The organism is Aeromonas sp. 602200 (assembly GCF_049173895.1).
GTDB lineage: Bacteria > Pseudomonadota > Gammaproteobacteria > Enterobacterales > Aeromonadaceae > Aeromonas > Aeromonas veronii_A.
Window position 1 is genome coordinate 22,613 of record NZ_JAAKSL010000017.1, and the last position, 16,172, is coordinate 38,784.

Sequence of the window (16,172 nt, forward strand, 5' to 3'; positions counted from 1 at the left end):
ATGCATCGTCTTCTTTGGCCCTTGCTGGCCAGCCTCTTTGCCTCACAGGCCACGGCCATCGACATCGGGGCGATGACGGTTGCCATGGACCAGAAGGAAGAGTTCACCACGCGTACCGTGACCAACAACAGTGGCGCACCCAAGGTGTACGAAGTGCAGATGGAGAAGATCAGCGATCCCACGGCCAGAGGGCGCGCGGTGCCCACCATACCCGGTGAGCTGTTGTTTGCCCCCAAGCGCTTCACGCTGCACGGCAGGCAGGCACAGAACGTCAAGCTCTACTACAAGGGACCGGCGGATAGCCAGGAGCGTTACTATCGCATAACCTTCACCGAGTCGCCGGCAGCCCAGGTGGATGAAGGCGGTCAGGCGCAGCGCCGGGGAACCGTAGAGGTGAAGCTGGCTCTGCAATCCATCTTGGTCGTGCGCCCGCGTCAGTCACGTTTTGAATACCAGCTGGATCCGGCAAAGGGCAGCATCACCAATACCGGCAATACCTACTTCGAGTTCATGGTCAAACAGGGTTGTCAGCAGGCGGACAGCGAGGCCGACAGCAAGTACCTGCTGCCCGGCGAGACCTATCACAACTCCAGGATCGGTCAGCCGGGCAATCAGAAGCTGATCGTCTATCAATCCAGATTCATCCAGGTTGGCAAGGAGTGCTGGCCAGACTAGAGGCGCCCGGCACCGGGTGCCCGGGGTCCTGCCACCCTTCAAGGTTCAGGAGGAGAGGGTCGCAAGCGGGTGATCTGGATCTCCATCCTGGTCTATGCCTAGGATCTGGTCCCCGGCAAGGTCAGCACCATCTCTGGCCTCTTGTTCGGTTTCGCCTTCAGCATGGGGGTATAGGGGCGGCCCTTCTGGGCTGGCTAGTGGATCGCCCGCGAGGAATGCCGACCATAAAAAACGCGGCCTGAGAGGCCGCATCTGAAGTGGATGAGAACAAGGGCAGCTCAGCAGTACTGGCCAGCTACCCAACCGGAGGACCAGGCCCACTGGAAGTTGTAACCTCCGAGCCAGCCGGTCACGTCCACAACTTCGCCGATGAAGTAGAGGCCCGGTACCTTGCGCGCTTCCATGGTCTTGGAGGAGAGCTCGTTGGTATCGACGCCGCCCAGGGTCACTTCGGCGGTGCGATACCCCTCGGTACCGTTGGGCAGGATCTGCCAGTCATCCAGAAGATTGGCCACTGCTTCAAGTTCCCGCTCGTTGTACTGGCGCATCGGCTTGCTGACCAGCTGGCCCAGCTCTACCAGCTTGTCGACGAAACGCTTGGGCAGCTCGCGCCCCAGCACGGTTTTCAGCTCCTGCGCGGGGTGCGCCTGCGCCCACTCGCGCAGGGCGGCCGGAATATCCAGCTCCGGCAGCAGGTTGATGTGGATCTTCTCGCCGGCATGCCAGTAGGAGGAGATCTGCAGGATGACGGGGCCGGAGAGGCCGCGATGGGTGAACAGCATCGCCTCCTTGAAGCAGGTGCCATCCTCGGCGGTCACCGCCACCGGCAGGCTGATGCCCGCCAGATCGGCGAACGCCTCTTTCTCTGCCTGATGGAGGGTAAAGGGCACCAGACCTGCGCGGGTCGGCAGCACCTTGAGACCGAACTGCTCCGCCAGCTTGAAGCCATACGGAGTCGCGCCCAGCTTGGGCATGGAGAGACCGCCGGTCGCCACCACCAGCGAGTGGCAGCCGATCTCACCCTTGCTGGTGGTCAACACAAAGCCTTCGTCCTGCTTGCTGACGGTGAGGATTTCGGTCTGGAACTGCAGGGTCACCCCGGCCCAGTCGCACTCGGTGAGCAACACATCGACGATATCCTTGGCGCTCTCGAGACAAAACAGCTGCCCCAGGGTGCGTTCGTGATAGTTGACCCCGTGGCGATCCACCAGATCGATAAAGTCCTGCTGGGTGTAGCGGGCCAGCGCCGACTTGCTGAAGTGGGGATTCTCCGACAGGTAGGCGTGAGCGCCCGCCTGATGGTTGGTGAAGTTGCAGCGGCCACCGCCACTGATGAGGATTTTGCGGCCCGGCTTCTTGGCGTTGTCGAGCACCAGCACGGAGCGGCCACGGTAGCCCGCCTGCGCCGCACACATCAATCCGGCCGCACCGGCCCCGATCACCACCACATCGACCTGCTTCATCATCACTCACTTATCAAAATAGAAACGGCACCTGGCCAGAACCGAGATTGCCTCTGGCGGAACAGAACCATAGTGGCTGCCCACCAGAATAAACAACGGCCCTTAAAAGGGCCGTTATTGTACTGGCTGAACACTAAGTGTCCACGACTATCAGGCGTTGCTGTCCATGATGCTGGCAGGGGCGCCCTTGGCCAGTTCGGCCAGCTCCTTGTCGATGAAGTAGAGGCCTTTGCCATCTTCACCCACCAGACCCAGACGGTCGACGATGCTCTTGAACAACTTCTCCTCTTCATGCTGCTCGGCCACATACCACTGCAGGAAGTTGAAAGTGGAGTAGTCCTGAGTGGTGAAGGCTACGTGGGCCAGACCATTGATGCACTTGGTGATGTGGTACTCGTGCTCCAGGGTGGTACGGAACACGTCGCCCAGCGACTTGAACTCGTGGGGAGGGGCATCGATGGCACCCAGCTTGGGCATGGCGCCGGTCTCGCTCACGTAGGTGAACAGACGCTCCATGTGCTGGCGCTCCTCGACCGCGTGCTGACGCAGGAAGGTCGCCGCCCCTTCAAAGCCCTTGTCTTCGCACCAGGCGCTCATCTGCAGATAGAGATTGGAGGAGTAGAACTCCAGGTTAATCTGCTCGTTCAACTTCTCAATCATGGCTTGGGCCAGCATCTTGTTTCTCCTCAGTGATTTGGTATCGATTGTCGCCACACTCCCGCCGCGAATCAACCCGCCAACGAGAGGGAGATCCCGTTTCTTTGAGCTCAGGGGGTCAGCTCGCCAAGGGAGGCGACATCCACCGGCGCTGCATAATCGACGCCCGGCAGCTCGAAGCCGTTGAGCTGCATGAAATCCTGCCGCAGCCCTGCAAAGTCCCCCAGCGCGTGGAAATTCTCCGGCGTCACCTTGGGCCAGAGCGCCGAAACGGCAGCCTGAATGGCCGGGTCGAGCTCGTGGTCATCCATCCGGATCAGCCGGTTACCATCGGCCACCACCCCATTGGGCCCGTACATCTTGGCGGCGAACAGTCGCTGCATCTGCTCGATGCAGCCCTCATGGACGCCACGCTCCTTCATCACCCCCATCAGCAGGCCGAGATAGACCGGCAGCACCGGGATATAGGCGCTCGCCTTGGTCACCAGCGCCTTGCAGACCGACACCCAGGCGTGACCACCAATCTCGGCCAGCTGCAGGTTGATGGTCTCGGCGGTGGCGTGCAGATGCTCCTTGGCATAACCGATGGTGCCATCCCGATAGAGGGGATAGGTGGATTCCGGGCCGATATAGGAGTAAGCGACGGTTTGCGCACCGGGGGCAAGACAATCGGTCTGCTGCAACGCCTGCATCCAGAGCTGCCAATCCTCGCCCCCCATCACGGTGACGGTATCGCGGACCTCCTCCGGCGTTGCTGGCGCCAGCGACTGCTGCACCAGGGTATCGCGCTCCAGATCCAGCCCCCAGCCGCTAAATGGCTGGCCTGTTGTCTTGAGCACCGAGCGCACTTGCGTGCCATCGGGCAGCACCCGGATGCCGCTTGCGAGCGAATAGATCACCAGATCCACCTGCCCCAGCTGCTGGCGGATGGTGTCGATGGCCTGCTGGCGCATGCCATCGGAGAAGGCATCGCCAATCAGGTTGATGGCGATACGCCCCTCCTGCTCCGCCTCCTTGCGAAACCAGATGTTGTTGTACCAACCGGCGCTGCCCAATCCTTTGTCGGAAGGGCCGCGCTCGAAGGAGATGCCGATGGTGTCGGCACCAGCCCCGAAGGCGAGTGCAATGCGCGACGCCAGTCCAAACCCGGAGGAAGCCCCCAGCACCAGCACCCGCTTGGGGCCGTTGAACGGGCCAGCGGCCTTGATCCGTTCGATCTGCTGCTGCACGGCGGCGCGACAGCCGATGGGGTGACAGTTGCGGGCAACACAACCTTGAATCTGGGGATGAATGATCATGGGAAGGCCTCCAAAGAAACTGGCTACAGCATAACCAAATCGAAGGAGATTAACTTGATGCCGGATCGCTATCAGTCAGAAAATCAGCGGGAATTGAGGCAGAAAAACAAAAGGGAGCACGTGGCTCCCCAAAGCGGTATTCAGATGCTTTTTGTTGTTTTGTGTTCATTGCGAAGCACGGGCCCATCCTATGCCTCTCCCCCCTGATCGGCAAGCCGAGGGGTGTGACCGGCGTCAAACTCTTGTTTAATTTATAGGCAAATAGTGGTTAATAACTGAGTGGCTGACCCTGTGTCACACGTCATTAAACTCATTTAAATCCCAAAACTGTGCCTGAGGCACCATTTTAGTTTCAGCAGAGATTGGTATAGTGGGCTGAAGGATCGGTAAGGAGAACCCCCATGAGTGGAACAACCTATTACAAGCATATTCTGGCTGCGATCGACCTCTCTGAAGACAACCGCAAGGTGATCGACAAGGCGGTGGACAGAGCCCGCTCCAACGGCGCCAAGCTGTCGGTTATCCATGTCGATGTGGACCTCAAGGATCTCTACACCGAGATGATCGATATCGATATCGACAACGTGCAGGATCAGGTGATCGCCGAAGCGAAAGAGAAGCTGGAGGCATTTCTGGCCTCGGTGGACTATCCCATCGAGAAGAAGCTGGTGATCTGCGGCGATCTGAGCGAGCGGGTCAATCAGGCGGTCAAGGAGTACGAGATCGACCTGCTGGTGTGCGGCCATCGCCAGAGCTTCTGGAGCCTGCTCACCTCCAGCGCCCGTCAGCTGATGAATACGGTGCCCTGCGATCTGCTGGTCGTCCCCTTGCAGAAGTAATGAAACCGGCGTAGTTTGATTTGCTATGAATATGACCGCATTCAATCACAACTACTGGTGGTGCTGCTCCTAAACAGGCGGCACCGCGTTTCTATTGTAAATTTCCCAAAGAAAACACCGTGACCGCCGAGAGGCGGTCAACTGTTTTTATCCCTTTGTCGCCTCCCGGCTCACCCAACTGGAGAGAGTGACATGCACAACCCCGTTATCCTGACTGGCGATCGTCCCACCGGCAAACTGCACATCGGCCACTATGTCGGCTCCCTGCGCCAGCGCGTCGAAGCCCAGCACCACTACCGTCAATTCGTGATGATCGCCGACTTGCAGGCGTTGACCGACAACGGCCACAACCCGGCCAAGGTGACCGACAACGTACTGGAGGTAATGGCCGACTATCTGGCGGTCGGCCTCGACCCGGCCAAGACCACCTTCTGTCTGCAAAGCGCCCTGCCCGCCCTCGCCGAGCTCACATGCTACTACCTCAATCTGGTCAGCGTCGCCCGGCTGGAGCGCAACCCCACCGTCAAGGCGGAGATCCAGCAGAAAGGGTTCGAACGCACGCTGCCGGCCGGTTTTCTGGTCTATCCGGTCAGTCAGGCCGCCGACATCACCGGCTTTCGCGCCAGCCACGTGCCGGTCGGGGAAGATCAGCTGCCGATGCTGGAGCAGACCAACGAAATCGTCCGCCGCTTCAACTCGCTGGTAGGCAAAGAGGTGCTGACCGAGTGCCAACCGATCCTGAGTGACACCGGCCGCCTGCCCGGCATCGACGGCAAGGCCAAGATGTCCAAATCCCTCGGCAACACCATAGAACTGGGCATGTCGGCGGAAGAGGTCAAACAGGCGGTGTTCGCCATGTATACCGACCCCAACCACCTCAAGGTGAGCGATCCGGGTCAGGTGGAGGGAAATACGGTGTTCGCCTATCTCGATGCTTTCCACCCCGACAAGGCGCTGGTCGCCGAGATGAAGGCCCACTACCGACGAGGCGGACTGGGGGACATGCGCTGCAAACAGGTGCTCAATGACTGCCTGCAAACCCTGCTCGCCCCGATGCGGGAGCGCCGTGCTGCGGCCATCGCCGACAAGAAGATGCTGCTGGAGCTGCTCTATCAGGGCACCGAGCAGGCTCGCATCATCACCGATGAGGTCTTGGCAGAGGTGAAAAGCGCCATGGGGCTCGACTACTTCGCCAGCATCCGCTGAGCGGGAGTCCCGAGCGCATCGTCGCCGTAGAGGTCGAACACCAGCTGGTGCAACAGGCTCTTGAACCAGCCTATCGCCTCGTCGTGGGCGGTGAGCGGGTGCCCCGCCATCAGGTAGACGATGGGGATGGCGGGGTCGAGCTGGTGCATCCGCAGCGGGTAGTAGCGGCAGAAGTGGCGCCCGATCATCTCGGGCACCACCACCAGATAGCGGCCGGTCGCCATCAGCGGCGGCACCGCCATAAAGCTCGGCAACCGCACGCCCAGCTCCCGCTCCACCCCGAAACGGGCCAGCCAGAGCTCCACCATCGCCTGACTGTGACCCCAGCTGGAGGTGTGGATGTGGGGGCGGCTCACCAGCTCAACCGGCGTCAGTACATCGGGCAACTCGCTGCCGAGTGGCGACAGGCAGACCAGCGGGTTGTTGAACCACTCCTCCCGCCACAAGCGGGGTGAGAGGTGATTCGCCCCGGCGAAACCGATCACCAGATCCAGCTCCCCCTTCTCCAGCTCCCGCTCGTAGTTGCTGTCGGCCAGCTCGCACACCTCCAGCCGACAGTGAGGGGCCTGCCGATGGAGCCTCTCCACCAGCACCGGCACCAGCCCGTGCTCTACCGAACCCGGGGTGGCGATGCGGAAAATCCGCCGCGCAGTGGCGGGATCAAACCCCTTGGCCTGCCGCAATCCCTGCTCCAGCATCGCCAGCGCCTGGCGAACCGGACCGGCCAGCGCCTTGGCTCGCTCGGTCGGCATCATCTCACGCCGACTCATCACAAACAGCGGGTCATCCAGCGCCACCCGCAGCCGCCCCAAGGCGTGACTGACGGTGGATTGGGAGAGATGCAGCCGTTCGGCGGCACGGGTGACGTTGCGCTCCTGCATCAGCATGTCGAATACGGCGAGCAGGTTGAGGTCGAGACGGGCGAGCGAGCTATCCATCGATATTAGCCATAGTTAAATGCCAACAATTCATTTTTACCATAGTAACAGATTGCCTAGAATGCGCTGGCTTAATACATCGGAGATTCAAATGCGTAGCTATCTGTTACTGCTGGCCATTGGCCTGCTGTGGGGTTCCCAGTTCATTTTCATGCACCAGGCCGTTGCCGAGTTGCCCCCCATTCTGGTGGCTGCCGGTCGTGCCTTGTGCGGCAGCCTGACCCTGGGTCTGCTCTGCCTGTTCATGCGGCTCAAGAGTGAGCACACCCCGTGGCGCACCTATATGCTGATCGCCCTGCTGGATGCCACCATCCCCTTCATCATGGTCGCCTGGGGCCAACAGTATGTGGATAGCGCCATCGCCGCCGTAGTCATGGGTTGTATCCCGTTTGTGACCATTCTGGCTGCACCGCTGTTTATTTCTGGTGAAAGAATCACCAAAACCGGTCTGCTTTCCGTGATCATCGGCTTTGCCGGTGTACTCACCCTGTTCTGGCCGAAACTCTCCCAGGGCATGAACGCCGGTCTGCTCGGTGCCATGGCCATCCTGCTGGGTGCCAGCTGCTTCGCCATCGGCCTGCTGATGATCAAGCGCTTCGCCAAGGACCATCCGGTCGTGGTCGCCCGCAATATCCTGATCTCCTCGGCAATCCAGTTGCTGCTGGTCGCCCCCTTCATGGTTGACCTCAGCAGCCTGACCCTGCCGAGCACCCAGGCCTTGAGCGCGATCACCGTGCTGGGTACCCTCTGTACCGGTCTGGTCTACTTCCTCTACATGGCCCTGATCCAGAAGGCCGGCCCGACGTTCGCCTCCTTCAGCAACTATCTGGTGCCGCTGTTCGGCGTGATGCTGGGTGCCCTGTTCCTCGGCGAGCAGATCCACCCCACCACCGGCGTGGCCCTGGCCCTGATCCTCGGCTCGGTCGCCATGAACCAGTGGGCGCAACAGCGTCGCATGCAGCGCGAGGTCTCCCTATGTCAGGCATCCTGACCACACTGTGCGGTGGTCTGGTACTGATTGCCGGCTGGCAGTATCGCCAGCGACTGGCCGGGATCCTGGGCCTGCTGATGGTACTGCTGCCCTGGTTCTTCGATAGCAAGCTGCAAGCCATGCTGAGCTATGCCCTGAATGCCTGAAGTCCATCTCTGAATGTGTGACGAGAGTCTATCTCTCCTGTTTTGGGACTGTTTTAAAAAACCTCCGATTTGTCCCCCGCTACCGGCGCTCTGCGCCGGTTTTTTTATGCCTGCCAGCCGACATCAGATCAGATAGCGATAGCTGAGTCGCTCGTTCTTGCGCGGCCCGGTGATCTGCCAGCTCAGCAGAAAACCACCGTCGATCTCGGTCAACTCGGCACTGTAGTGATCCGCCCCGCACAGATGGGGCTCGGCGGTCAGCCAGCGGCCATCCCCCTGCGGCAGCAGCTCGAACAGTTCGACCGGTGCTTGATAACGCAGATGGGAGAGACGGATCCCCCGCGCACTGCGCTGCCACCAGAAGCGGTTATGCATGGCGAGCTCCCTGCCATGAGGCGTGGTGTAGCGACCCAGCTCATTAAACAGCCAGCCACCCTGATGATCGGTCACCTGCACACGCCCCTCGCCGCGACCATTCCAGTCGGTCGCCGACCCCTCGCCATTGCTGGCGGTAAAGGAAAATGCTCCGACCTGTGGCAATCGCCCCCATAAACGCTGGATTGCCGCTTCCATCTCGGCCATCATAGCCCCCTTAAAATTGACAACTGACGATAAATCAAACACATGAACTACTTGATAGGGGTCACCCTGCTCTGGTCATTCTCCTTCAGCCTGATCGGGGTCTACCTCGCTGGTCAGGTCGATGCCTACTTCTCGGTGCTGACCCGCATCGCCCTCGCCAGTCTGGTGTTTCTCCCCTTCCTGCGCCGCCGCTGGCTGCGCCCCGATCTGGCGGCCAAGCTGATGGCGCTGGGCGCCATCCAGCTCGGCATCATGTATCTCTTCTACTACCACTCCTTTCTGCTGCTGACGGTGCCGGAAGTGCTGGTCTTTACCATCTTCACCCCCATCTACGTCACCCTGCTCCACGACCTGCTGGAAGGGCGCTTCAAGCCCACCTATCTGTGGGGCGCCCTGCTGGCGGTGCTCGGGGCTGCCGTCATCCGCTTCGACGGCCTGACCGAAAGCTATGTGCTGGGATTTATGGTGGTGCAGGGGGCCAACCTCTGTTTCGCCCTGGGTCAAGTGGGCTACAAGGTACTGCTGGCACGGGAGGCGGAGCAACCGCCGCAACTGGCGGTGTTCGGCTGCTTCTATCTGGGAGCGCTGGTGATCGCATTGCCCGCCTGGTGGCTGCTGGGCAAGCCGCAATACCCAACGTCAGGGTTGCAGTGGGGCATTCTGCTCTGGCTGGGGGTGGGTGCCTCCGGCCTAGGCTACTTCCTCTGGAACAAGGGGGCGACACTGGTCACCAGCGGGGTGCTGGCCATCATGAACAATGCGCTCATTCCGGCCGGCTTGCTGGTCAATCTGCTGCTCTGGGGCAAGGATACCGACCTGACCCGACTAACCATCGGCGGCCTGCTGATGCTGGCCTCGCTCTGGGTCTGCCAGCGTGACAAGCGCGGCCAACCCTGACCTCACTCAGCCGACGACGGTGTTGTGCTCCCGTCTGGCCTGACTGTGACAGCTGGCCAGCCGGGCCAGCAGATGATCGAGCTGCTCGCCAGCCTGACTCTGCACCAACCCGATGCTGACGGTGACCGGCCGCTGTGACAGCAGGCTGGCATCGGCAATCTCGAGGCGCAGCCGCTCGGCGATCTCCAGCGCACTCATCCGCTCGGTCTGGGAGAGCATCAGGATAAAACCGTCCTCATCCCAGCGGGCAAAGGGATCTTCCCGCCGCAGTTCGTGGCGTACGATACGCGCCAGCTTGGCCAGCATGGCGTCGCAAGCCGCTTCGCCAAACAGTTGCTGGATTTTGGCCATGTGATCGACCGAAAACTGCAGCAGACTGAAAGTGCCACTCTCGGTCGCCAGCCGCTCCTCCAGCAGTTGCTCGAAACGGCCACGGCTCTCCAGACCGGTCAGCGGATCGGTGCCATGTCGCTCCTCCACCAGCACGGCAGCGGGATCGAGGTGACGGACGACCCCCAGCAGATAACCCCGCTCATCGCGACGCATCCGCTCTTCCAGCCGGATGTAGTGACCGTGATGATGCAGAATGCGGTATTCGAGGCGCAGACCGCTGCTGCGGCCGCTCTGGCAGGCGAGCAGGGCATCCTCCAGCCGGGCAACATCGTCGGGATGAACCCGATCCAGCCAGCCGAGATCATCCGGCCAGCACTCTCCCAATCCCAACAGGCGCAGGCAGGAGGGATCACGCTGCAGTCCGTGTTGGGCTGACCAGCTCCAGATCCCCGCCTCCAGCAGCGCCATGGCATCAGACAGCAGACCCGGATCAAGCCGGGCAGTCACATCGACCAAAGGTGTCTTGAGCATTTCCATGGGGCGCCTCGAAACAGGATCTGAATACCTGCTCAATAAGTAACATTGGCGTTCACGCCGAGCAACAGGGTCAGATCGCTTTTCCCTGATACCCGTTCATCAAGGTCTGCCAGTTCTCCGGTACGAAGTGGAAACTGGTATGCAGTTGAGACTCTTTATTGAATGAACGGAGCAAGCGTTCCAGATTGGCCTTCTGCCATTCGCCGGGGGAGCGGATCGCACCCTTGTCAAAATCGATCACCCACACCTTGCCCTCTTTATCGAGCAGCAGGTTGTGGCTGTTGAGATCGGCGTGATAGACCCCGGCATCGTGCAGCTGACGCACTGTCTGACCTATCTTGTGCCACACCTCGGTCGCCACCGGCCCCTGCTTGAGCAACGCCACCATATCCTTGGCACCGCGAATTCGCTCGATCAGGATATCGGCACGATAGAAGGGTCCCTGTTTGACCATGCGGGCACCAAACGGACGCGGCACCGGCAGCCCCAGCTCGCACAGCTTGGCCAGCAGGGTGTATTCGGCCATGGCGCGGCTCGACTCGACCCCTTCGAACCAGAAGCGATCCCGCACCACCTTGCCCACCATGCCGCCGCGATAGTAGTGGCGCAGCACCAGATGGCGGGACTCATCCTTGACGAACCAGGTCACCCCCCGCCCGATGGAGGTTCCCACCACCTGACGGTTGTTCTGCCACCAGGCAGGATCGAATAACTGGGGAGAGGGGTCGCGAAAGGCCCCTTCGGCATACCAGCAGATCTGGTTGTGTTCGGTCTGTACTCGCATCGTGGAGATCCCGCTCGGTGGGTCATGGATCGCAATTTTTCAATTGGCGATGAGGCTGCCGCTCTGGCATGCCCGCAATAGTGGCCTTTAATCAACGACGTGCAGAGACAGGTCATGGCGCTGGGCCCGGCCTATCCTGGCTGACGATTGTGCGCAATTTTACAATCCAGAGGGGAGTTTGCATAATGCCATCCACCCTTTTTGCCAGCCGTGCGCCACAACATGCCGCTATTTCAAACGCCCCCCTCCTCCATCTGCATCCTGCGGCTCTCCGCCATCGGGGATTGCTGCCACGCACTGGCGCTGGTGCGCGTCATCCAGCGGGAGTGGCCACAGACCCGTATCACCTGGATCACCGGCAAAATCGAGGCAACCCTGTTTGCCGATCTGCCCGGCGTCGAGGTGATCCCCTTCGACAAGAGCAAGGGGTGGCGCGGCTATCGCGATCTCTGGCAGACCCTCAAGGGGCGCAAATTCGATGCCCTGCTCCACCTGCAGGCGGCGATGCGGGCCAGCATCGCCACCCTCGGCATCAAGGCCAAGGTCAAACTCGGGTTTGATCGGGAGCGGGCCAACGACGGCCAGTGGCTGTTCACCAACCACAAGGTGCCATCCCCTGCCTCTCCCCACGTGCTGGACGGTTTCCTCGCCTTTGCCAAAGAGCTCGGCATCAAGGATCTGACCCCGGATTGGCAACTGCCCATCAGCGCCGAACACCAAGCCTGGGCAAAGGAGAAAACTGGCGGCAAACCGACCCTGCTGATCTGCGCCGCCGCCAGCAAGGCGTTCAAAAACTGGACGGCTGCGGGTTATGCCGCACTGGCGGATCACGCTGCCAGCAAGGGTTTTCAGGTCTATCTCTGTGGCGGGCCGGCCAAACTGGAGCGGGATCTGGCTGCCGAGATCCGGCAACTCAGCCAGAGCAAGCCGGTCGATCTGGTTGGCCAGACCAACCTCAAGCAGCTGTTGGCGCTGATTGGCGAGGCGAGTCTGGTACTGGCCCCCGATACCGGCCCCACCCACATGGCGACCCTGGTCGGCACGCCGGTGATCGGCCTCTATGCCCACCATAATCCGGCCCGCACCGGCCCTTATCTGTGCCGCGACTACGTGGTCAGCGTCTATCAGGAGCTGGTCGAGCAGGAGACCGGCAAGCCGCTGGCCGAATTGAGCTGGCGCACCCGCCTCAAGGACCCGGAGGCCATGGCCAAGATCACCCATGAGCAGGTGATCGCCGCCTTCGAACGTCTCTGCGCAGATCGTCAGCTGCCGAACTGACAGGGTAACTCGGGAATTCCGAGCCATCAGGCAGGGATAACCCGATAGCCTCAGCCCCCAGCCAAAGGCACAATGCAGGCTGATGTGGGTTACGCTCCCGCAGCAAGCTACGAATACTTTGATCGGCTGGAATATGATTCCGGCCGTTTTTTTATTCGCCGCATTCTGGTAAAATTCGCCGCCTTTACATCCTCCTGACTCAAGAATTTTCCGCGTTTTGCGTTTGGCTGTCTCCCTTTCGGGCACAAGACGGCGGTCTCTGCTACAACCAAAACAGCGGTTTCGATTAAAGGTAATAATATGGCGCAACAAGGCACTCTCTATATCATCTCTTCTCCGAGCGGCGCTGGTAAATCCAGTCTGCTCAATGCCTTGCTGACCAACCACAATCAAGCTGGCAAGATGCAGCTATCGGTTTCCCACACCACTCGCGCCACCCGCCCTGGCGAAGAGCACGGCGTCCACTACCACTTCGTTCAGGTGGAAGAGTTCAAGGCACTGATCGAGCGTGGTGATTTTCTGGAGTGGGCCGAAGTGTTCGGCAACTACTACGGCACCTCCCGCGCCGCCATCGAAGCCTGTCTGGCCAAGGGGATCGACGTATTCCTCGACATCGACTGGCAAGGTGCCCGCCAGATCCGCGAGCAGATGCCGACCAAATCCATTTTCATCCTGCCCCCCAGCCGCGAAGAGCTGGAGCGCCGCCTGATTGGGCGCGGTCAGGACAGCGCCGAAGTGATTGCCGGCCGGATGGCGAAAGCCATTGCCGAAATGGTGCACTACGACGAGTATGACTATGTCATTATCAACGAAGACTTCGAGCAGGCGCTGTTCCAGCTCAGGTCCATTATTGAGTGCCAACGGCTGGAGATGCGTCACCAGCAACAGGCTCAAAAAAACTTGCTGCAACAGCTACTGGCAGAGTAAGCCAAAAACAAGTAAACTTTTGCGTCATTTTTAAACACTGCTTTTCTAAATACAGAAAGCCCAAACACTGGAGTCCTGCATGGCACGCGTTACTGTAGAAGATGCTGTAAAACAGGTAGGTAACCGTTTTGACCTGGTGCTGGTCGCCGCGCGCCGCGCTCGTCAAATCGCGGTACAAGGCAAAGATCCCCTGGTCGACGAAGAGAACGACAAGCCGACTGTGATCGCCCTGCGTGAGATCGAGCTGGGTCTGGTGAACAATCAAGTGATGGACACCCAGGACCGCTACGAACAGCAAGAGCAGGAAGCCGCCGAGCTGGCTGCCGTTGCTGCCATCGCCGAAGGCCGCGGTTAAGTTATTCCTCCGGTTGGCACCCGCCCGGGTGCCGACTGTTCATCCCCATTTACAACCGCTCGAAAACCTCGCAAACTCAGGGCTATACCCTCAATTCCACGAATTGCCGTTTCACCGCTGCGGGGACTGTCTTGTATTTATTTGAAAACCTTAAAGAAATAGCCAGTTCCTACCTGCCACCAGAGCAGGTTGAGAAGCTTAAGCAAGCCTATGTGGTGGCCCGTGATGCCCACCAGGGCCAGATGCGTTCCAGTGGCGAACCCTACATCACCCACCCTGTTGCCGTTGCCCGGATCCTGGGTGACATGCGCCTCGATCATGAAACCCTGATGGCCGCCGTGCTGCACGACGTCATCGAAGATACCTCTGTCACCAAGGCCGATCTGGCCGAACAGTTTGGCAATGCGGTTGCAGAACTGGTGGCCGGGGTCTCCAAGCTCGACAAGCTGAAGTTTCGCGATCGCAAAGAGGCGCAGGCCGAGAACTTCCGCAAGATGGTGATGGCGATGACCCAGGATATCCGGGTCATTCTGATCAAGCTGGCCGACCGCACCCACAACATGCGCACCCTGGGCTCCCTGCGCCCTGACAAGCGCCGCCGCATCGCCCGGGAAACCCTCGAAATCTTTGCACCCATCGCCAACCGCCTCGGTATTCACACCATGAAGAACGAGCTGGAAGAGCTGGGCTTCGAGGCGCTCTATCCGATGCGATCCCGCGTGCTGCGCGAATCGGTGCGCCGCGCCCGTGGCAATCGCCGCGAGATCATCGACTCCATCCAGAGCGAAATCAGCGGTCGCCTGAAAGAGGCGGGGATCGAGCATCAGGTCAGTGGCCGCGAGAAGAATCTCTTCTCCATCTACAACAAGATGGAGAAAAAAGAGCTGCAATTTCATGAGGTAATGGATATCTACGCCTTTCGGGTCAAGGTGAAGGACATAGATACCTGTTACCGGGTGCTGGGGCAGATGCACAGCCTCTACAAGCCGCGCCCCGGCCGCTTCAAGGATTACATCGCCATCCCCAAAACCAACGGCTACCAGTCGCTGCACACCTCGCTGGTGGGGCCGCACGGGGTACCGGTGGAGGTGCAAATTCGTACCGAGTTCATGGATCAGATGGCCGACAAAGGGGTTGCCGCCCACTGGGCCTACAAGCAGGATGGCGACAGCTCGGGCACTACCGCCCAGATCCGCGCCCAGCGCTGGATGCAGAGCCTGCTGGAATTGCAGCAGAGCGCCGGCAGCTCGTTTGAATTCATCGAAGGGGTCAAAACCGACCTCTTCCCCGACGAGATCTACGTGTTCACGCCAGAAGGGCGCATCATGGAACTGCCCGCTGGCGCCACGCCGGTGGACTTCGCCTACACGGTGCACACCGACATCGGCCACGCCTGTGTCGGTTCGCGGGTCGACCGCCACCCCTACCCGCTCAGCAGTCCGCTGCACTCGGGCCAGACGGTGGAGATCATCACGGCGCCGGGCGCCCGCCCCAATGCAGCCTGGCTCAACTTCGTGGTGACCACCAAGGCACGCTCCAAGATCCGCCAGTTCCTCAAGAACCTGCGCACCGAAGAGTCGGTGGTGCTGGGTCGCCGCCTGCTCAACCACGCGCTGGGCGCCAAGAACATCGAAGACATCCCCGAGCCACGCATCAAGCAGGTACTGGCCGATACCAAGCACGAGAACCTGCAGGGGCTGCTGGCCGATGTAGGCCTCGGCAACGCCATGAGCGTCATGGTGGCGCGCCGCATGCTGGGGGATGAACTACCGCCGGAGGAGCAACCCAAATCCAGCAGCAAGAAGATGCCAATCAAGGGTGCTGACGGCATGCTGGTCACCTTCGCCAACTGCTGCCGCCCCATCCCGGGGGATGCCATCATCGCTCACATCAGCCCGGGCAAGGGTCTGGTGATCCACCAGGAAACCTGTCGCAACATCAAGGGCTACAGCAAGGAGCCGGACAAGTACCTGCCGGTGCAGTGGGAAGTGGACAAGGAGCAGGAACAGGAGTTCCGCACAGGCATCAGCATCGAGATCGTCAACCATCAGGGTGCGCTGGCCGAGCTGGCCAACGTGATTGCCGCCACCGGCGCCAATATTCACGCCATCAGCACCGAAGAGAAGGATGGCCGGGTCTATCAGGTGAGCCTGCTCATCACCACCAAGAGCCGCATCCATCTGGCCAACATCATGCGCAAGATCCGCGTGATGCCAAACGTGCTCAAGGTGAGCCGACAGAAGAACTGATCACACAGGCGGCGCAA

General features: G+C 60.4%; 17 protein-coding genes and 1 pseudogene. 11 read left to right on the forward strand and 7 right to left on the reverse strand.

From position 1 onward, the window contains the following. Positions 1–675, forward strand: coding sequence for a fimbrial biogenesis chaperone (locus G5221_RS17515; RefSeq protein WP_323911218.1), 675 nt, complete (start codon positions 1–3; stop codon positions 673–675). Between the two features lie 81 nt (positions 676–756). Next, a pseudogene (locus G5221_RS17520) lies at positions 757–878 on the forward strand (MFS transporter); the annotation flags it as partial. A 75-nt stretch (positions 879–953) separates the two neighbouring features. On the opposite strand, the gene G5221_RS17525 reads toward G5221_RS17520, so the two are convergent. The 3 genes from G5221_RS17525 to fabV all read right to left on the reverse strand — a co-directional run bounded on the left by G5221_RS17525 (position 954) and on the right by fabV (position 4,093). After that, positions 954–2,138, reverse strand: a complete 1,185-nt coding sequence (locus tag G5221_RS17525; RefSeq protein ID WP_421263636.1) for an NAD(P)/FAD-dependent oxidoreductase — start codon at positions 2,136–2,138, stop codon at positions 954–956. A gap of 150 nt (positions 2,139–2,288) precedes the next feature. Continuing rightward, positions 2,289–2,813 carry a non-heme ferritin gene (gene ftnA / locus G5221_RS17530; protein ID WP_005339225.1) on the reverse strand — a complete coding sequence of 175 codons (525 nt, stop codon included), beginning with the start codon at positions 2,811–2,813 and terminating at the stop codon, positions 2,289–2,291. A gap of 92 nt (positions 2,814–2,905) precedes the next feature. Beyond that, positions 2,906–4,093 (reverse strand): enoyl-ACP reductase FabV, encoded by a 1,188-nt coding sequence (fabV, locus tag G5221_RS17535; RefSeq protein ID WP_421263637.1) that lies wholly within the window; start codon positions 4,091–4,093, stop codon positions 2,906–2,908. A 401-nt stretch (positions 4,094–4,494) separates the two neighbouring features. On the opposite strand from fabV, the gene G5221_RS17540 reads away from it, so the two are divergent. Together G5221_RS17540 and trpS are read left to right on the forward strand one after the other, a co-directional pair. After that, the gene (locus tag G5221_RS17540) at positions 4,495–4,932 is read left to right on the forward strand and encodes a universal stress protein (protein WP_005339229.1); all 438 of its coding nucleotides are present in this window, start codon (positions 4,495–4,497) and stop codon (positions 4,930–4,932) included. Between the two features lie 192 nt (positions 4,933–5,124). Further along, positions 5,125–6,138 carry a tryptophan--tRNA ligase gene (gene trpS / locus G5221_RS17545; RefSeq protein ID WP_421263638.1) on the forward strand — a complete coding sequence of 338 codons (1,014 nt, stop codon included), beginning with the start codon at positions 5,125–5,127 and terminating at the stop codon, positions 6,136–6,138. Here trpS and G5221_RS17550 read toward each other — a convergent pair. Beyond that, entirely contained in the window at positions 6,117–7,076 is a 960-nt protein-coding gene (locus G5221_RS17550) for a LysR family transcriptional regulator (protein ID WP_005339232.1), read from the reverse strand. The genes trpS and G5221_RS17550 overlap by 22 nt on opposite strands. A gap of 91 nt (positions 7,077–7,167) precedes the next feature. Between G5221_RS17550 and G5221_RS17555 the strand changes: the two genes are divergently transcribed. Together G5221_RS17555 and G5221_RS17560 are read left to right on the forward strand one after the other, a co-directional pair. Next, complete coding sequence (locus G5221_RS17555) at positions 7,168–8,067, forward strand: DMT family transporter (protein ID WP_005355734.1); 900 nt, start codon at positions 7,168–7,170, stop codon at positions 8,065–8,067. Further along, positions 8,052–8,213, forward strand: a complete 162-nt coding sequence (locus G5221_RS17560; RefSeq protein WP_005339236.1) for a hypothetical protein — start codon at positions 8,052–8,054, stop codon at positions 8,211–8,213. Before G5221_RS17555 ends, G5221_RS17560 begins: the two co-directional genes overlap by 16 nt. Before the next feature lie 123 nt (positions 8,214–8,336). On the opposite strand, the gene G5221_RS17565 is transcribed toward G5221_RS17560, so the two are convergent. Continuing rightward, a complete protein-coding gene (locus G5221_RS17565; RefSeq protein ID WP_416035001.1) occupies positions 8,337–8,798 on the reverse strand; it encodes a DUF6314 family protein in 462 nt (153 codons plus the stop codon). Between the two features lie 39 nt (positions 8,799–8,837). Between G5221_RS17565 and G5221_RS17570 the strand changes: the two genes are divergently transcribed. Beyond that, on the forward strand, positions 8,838–9,692 hold the full coding sequence (locus tag G5221_RS17570; protein ID WP_139741965.1) for a carboxylate/amino acid/amine transporter: 855 nt from the start codon (positions 8,838–8,840) through the stop codon (positions 9,690–9,692). Between the two features lie 6 nt (positions 9,693–9,698). Here G5221_RS17570 and G5221_RS17575 read toward each other — a convergent pair whose 3' ends face one another. Both G5221_RS17575 and G5221_RS17580 read right to left on the reverse strand, forming a co-directional pair. Then, complete coding sequence (locus tag G5221_RS17575) at positions 9,699–10,562, reverse strand: GGDEF domain-containing protein (RefSeq protein ID WP_040069586.1); 864 nt, start codon at positions 10,560–10,562, stop codon at positions 9,699–9,701. A 70-nt stretch (positions 10,563–10,632) separates the two neighbouring features. Beyond that, positions 10,633–11,346, reverse strand: a complete 714-nt coding sequence (locus tag G5221_RS17580; protein ID WP_005357122.1) for a 3-deoxy-D-manno-octulosonic acid kinase — start codon at positions 11,344–11,346, stop codon at positions 10,633–10,635. A gap of 222 nt (positions 11,347–11,568) precedes the next feature. On the opposite strand from G5221_RS17580, the gene G5221_RS17585 reads away from it, so the two are divergent. From G5221_RS17585 to spoT, 4 genes are all read left to right on the forward strand, one after another. Continuing rightward, positions 11,569–12,624 carry a glycosyltransferase family 9 protein gene (locus G5221_RS17585; protein ID WP_421263639.1) on the forward strand — a complete coding sequence of 352 codons (1,056 nt, stop codon included), beginning with the start codon at positions 11,569–11,571 and terminating at the stop codon, positions 12,622–12,624. Positions 12,625–12,924: 300 nt separating this feature from the next. Next, positions 12,925–13,551 carry a guanylate kinase gene (gene gmk / locus G5221_RS17590; protein ID WP_005339253.1) on the forward strand — a complete coding sequence of 209 codons (627 nt, stop codon included), beginning with the start codon at positions 12,925–12,927 and terminating at the stop codon, positions 13,549–13,551. Between the two features lie 79 nt (positions 13,552–13,630). Continuing rightward, complete coding sequence (rpoZ, locus tag G5221_RS17595; RefSeq protein WP_005307060.1) at positions 13,631–13,906, forward strand: DNA-directed RNA polymerase subunit omega; 276 nt, start codon at positions 13,631–13,633, stop codon at positions 13,904–13,906. A gap of 131 nt (positions 13,907–14,037) precedes the next feature. After that, positions 14,038–16,155, forward strand: coding sequence for a bifunctional GTP diphosphokinase/guanosine-3',5'-bis pyrophosphate 3'-pyrophosphohydrolase (gene spoT, locus G5221_RS17600; protein WP_317103115.1), 2,118 nt, complete (start codon positions 14,038–14,040; stop codon positions 16,153–16,155). Positions 16,156–16,172 lie beyond the last annotated feature (17 nt).

Bases quoted from the DNA above. Each gene is read 5' to 3' on its own strand.
- G5221_RS17525 (WP_421263636.1), bottom strand. From the start codon at position 2,138: ATGAAGCAGGTCGATGTGGTGGTGATCGGGGCCGGTGCGGCCGGATTG.
- G5221_RS17540 (WP_005339229.1), top strand. From the start codon at position 4,495: ATGAGTGGAACAACCTATTACAAGCATATTCTGGCTGCGATCGACCTC.
- trpS (WP_421263638.1), top strand. From the start codon at position 5,125: ATGCACAACCCCGTTATCCTGACTGGCGATCGTCCCACCGGCAAACTG.
- G5221_RS17570 (WP_139741965.1), top strand. From the start codon at position 8,838: ATGAACTACTTGATAGGGGTCACCCTGCTCTGGTCATTCTCCTTCAGC.
- G5221_RS17580 (WP_005357122.1), bottom strand. From the start codon at position 11,346: ATGCGAGTACAGACCGAACACAACCAGATCTGCTGGTATGCCGAAGGG.
- G5221_RS17555 (WP_005355734.1), top strand. From the start codon at position 7,168: ATGCGTAGCTATCTGTTACTGCTGGCCATTGGCCTGCTGTGGGGTTCC.
- G5221_RS17515 (WP_323911218.1), top strand. From the start codon at position 1: ATGCATCGTCTTCTTTGGCCCTTGCTGGCCAGCCTCTTTGCCTCACAG.
- G5221_RS17565 (WP_416035001.1), bottom strand. From the start codon at position 8,798: ATGATGGCCGAGATGGAAGCGGCAATCCAGCGTTTATGGGGGCGATTG.
- rpoZ (WP_005307060.1), top strand. From the start codon at position 13,631: ATGGCACGCGTTACTGTAGAAGATGCTGTAAAACAGGTAGGTAACCGT.
- gmk (WP_005339253.1), top strand. From the start codon at position 12,925: ATGGCGCAACAAGGCACTCTCTATATCATCTCTTCTCCGAGCGGCGCT.
- fabV (WP_421263637.1), bottom strand. From the start codon at position 4,093: ATGATCATTCATCCCCAGATTCAAGGTTGTGTTGCCCGCAACTGTCAC.
- G5221_RS17550 (WP_005339232.1), bottom strand. From the start codon at position 7,076: ATGGATAGCTCGCTCGCCCGTCTCGACCTCAACCTGCTCGCCGTATTC.
- G5221_RS17585 (WP_421263639.1), top strand. From the start codon at position 11,569: ATGCCGCTATTTCAAACGCCCCCCTCCTCCATCTGCATCCTGCGGCTC.
- G5221_RS17560 (WP_005339236.1), top strand. From the start codon at position 8,052: ATGTCAGGCATCCTGACCACACTGTGCGGTGGTCTGGTACTGATTGCC.
- ftnA (WP_005339225.1), bottom strand. From the start codon at position 2,813: ATGCTGGCCCAAGCCATGATTGAGAAGTTGAACGAGCAGATTAACCTG.
- G5221_RS17575 (WP_040069586.1), bottom strand. From the start codon at position 10,562: ATGGAAATGCTCAAGACACCTTTGGTCGATGTGACTGCCCGGCTTGAT.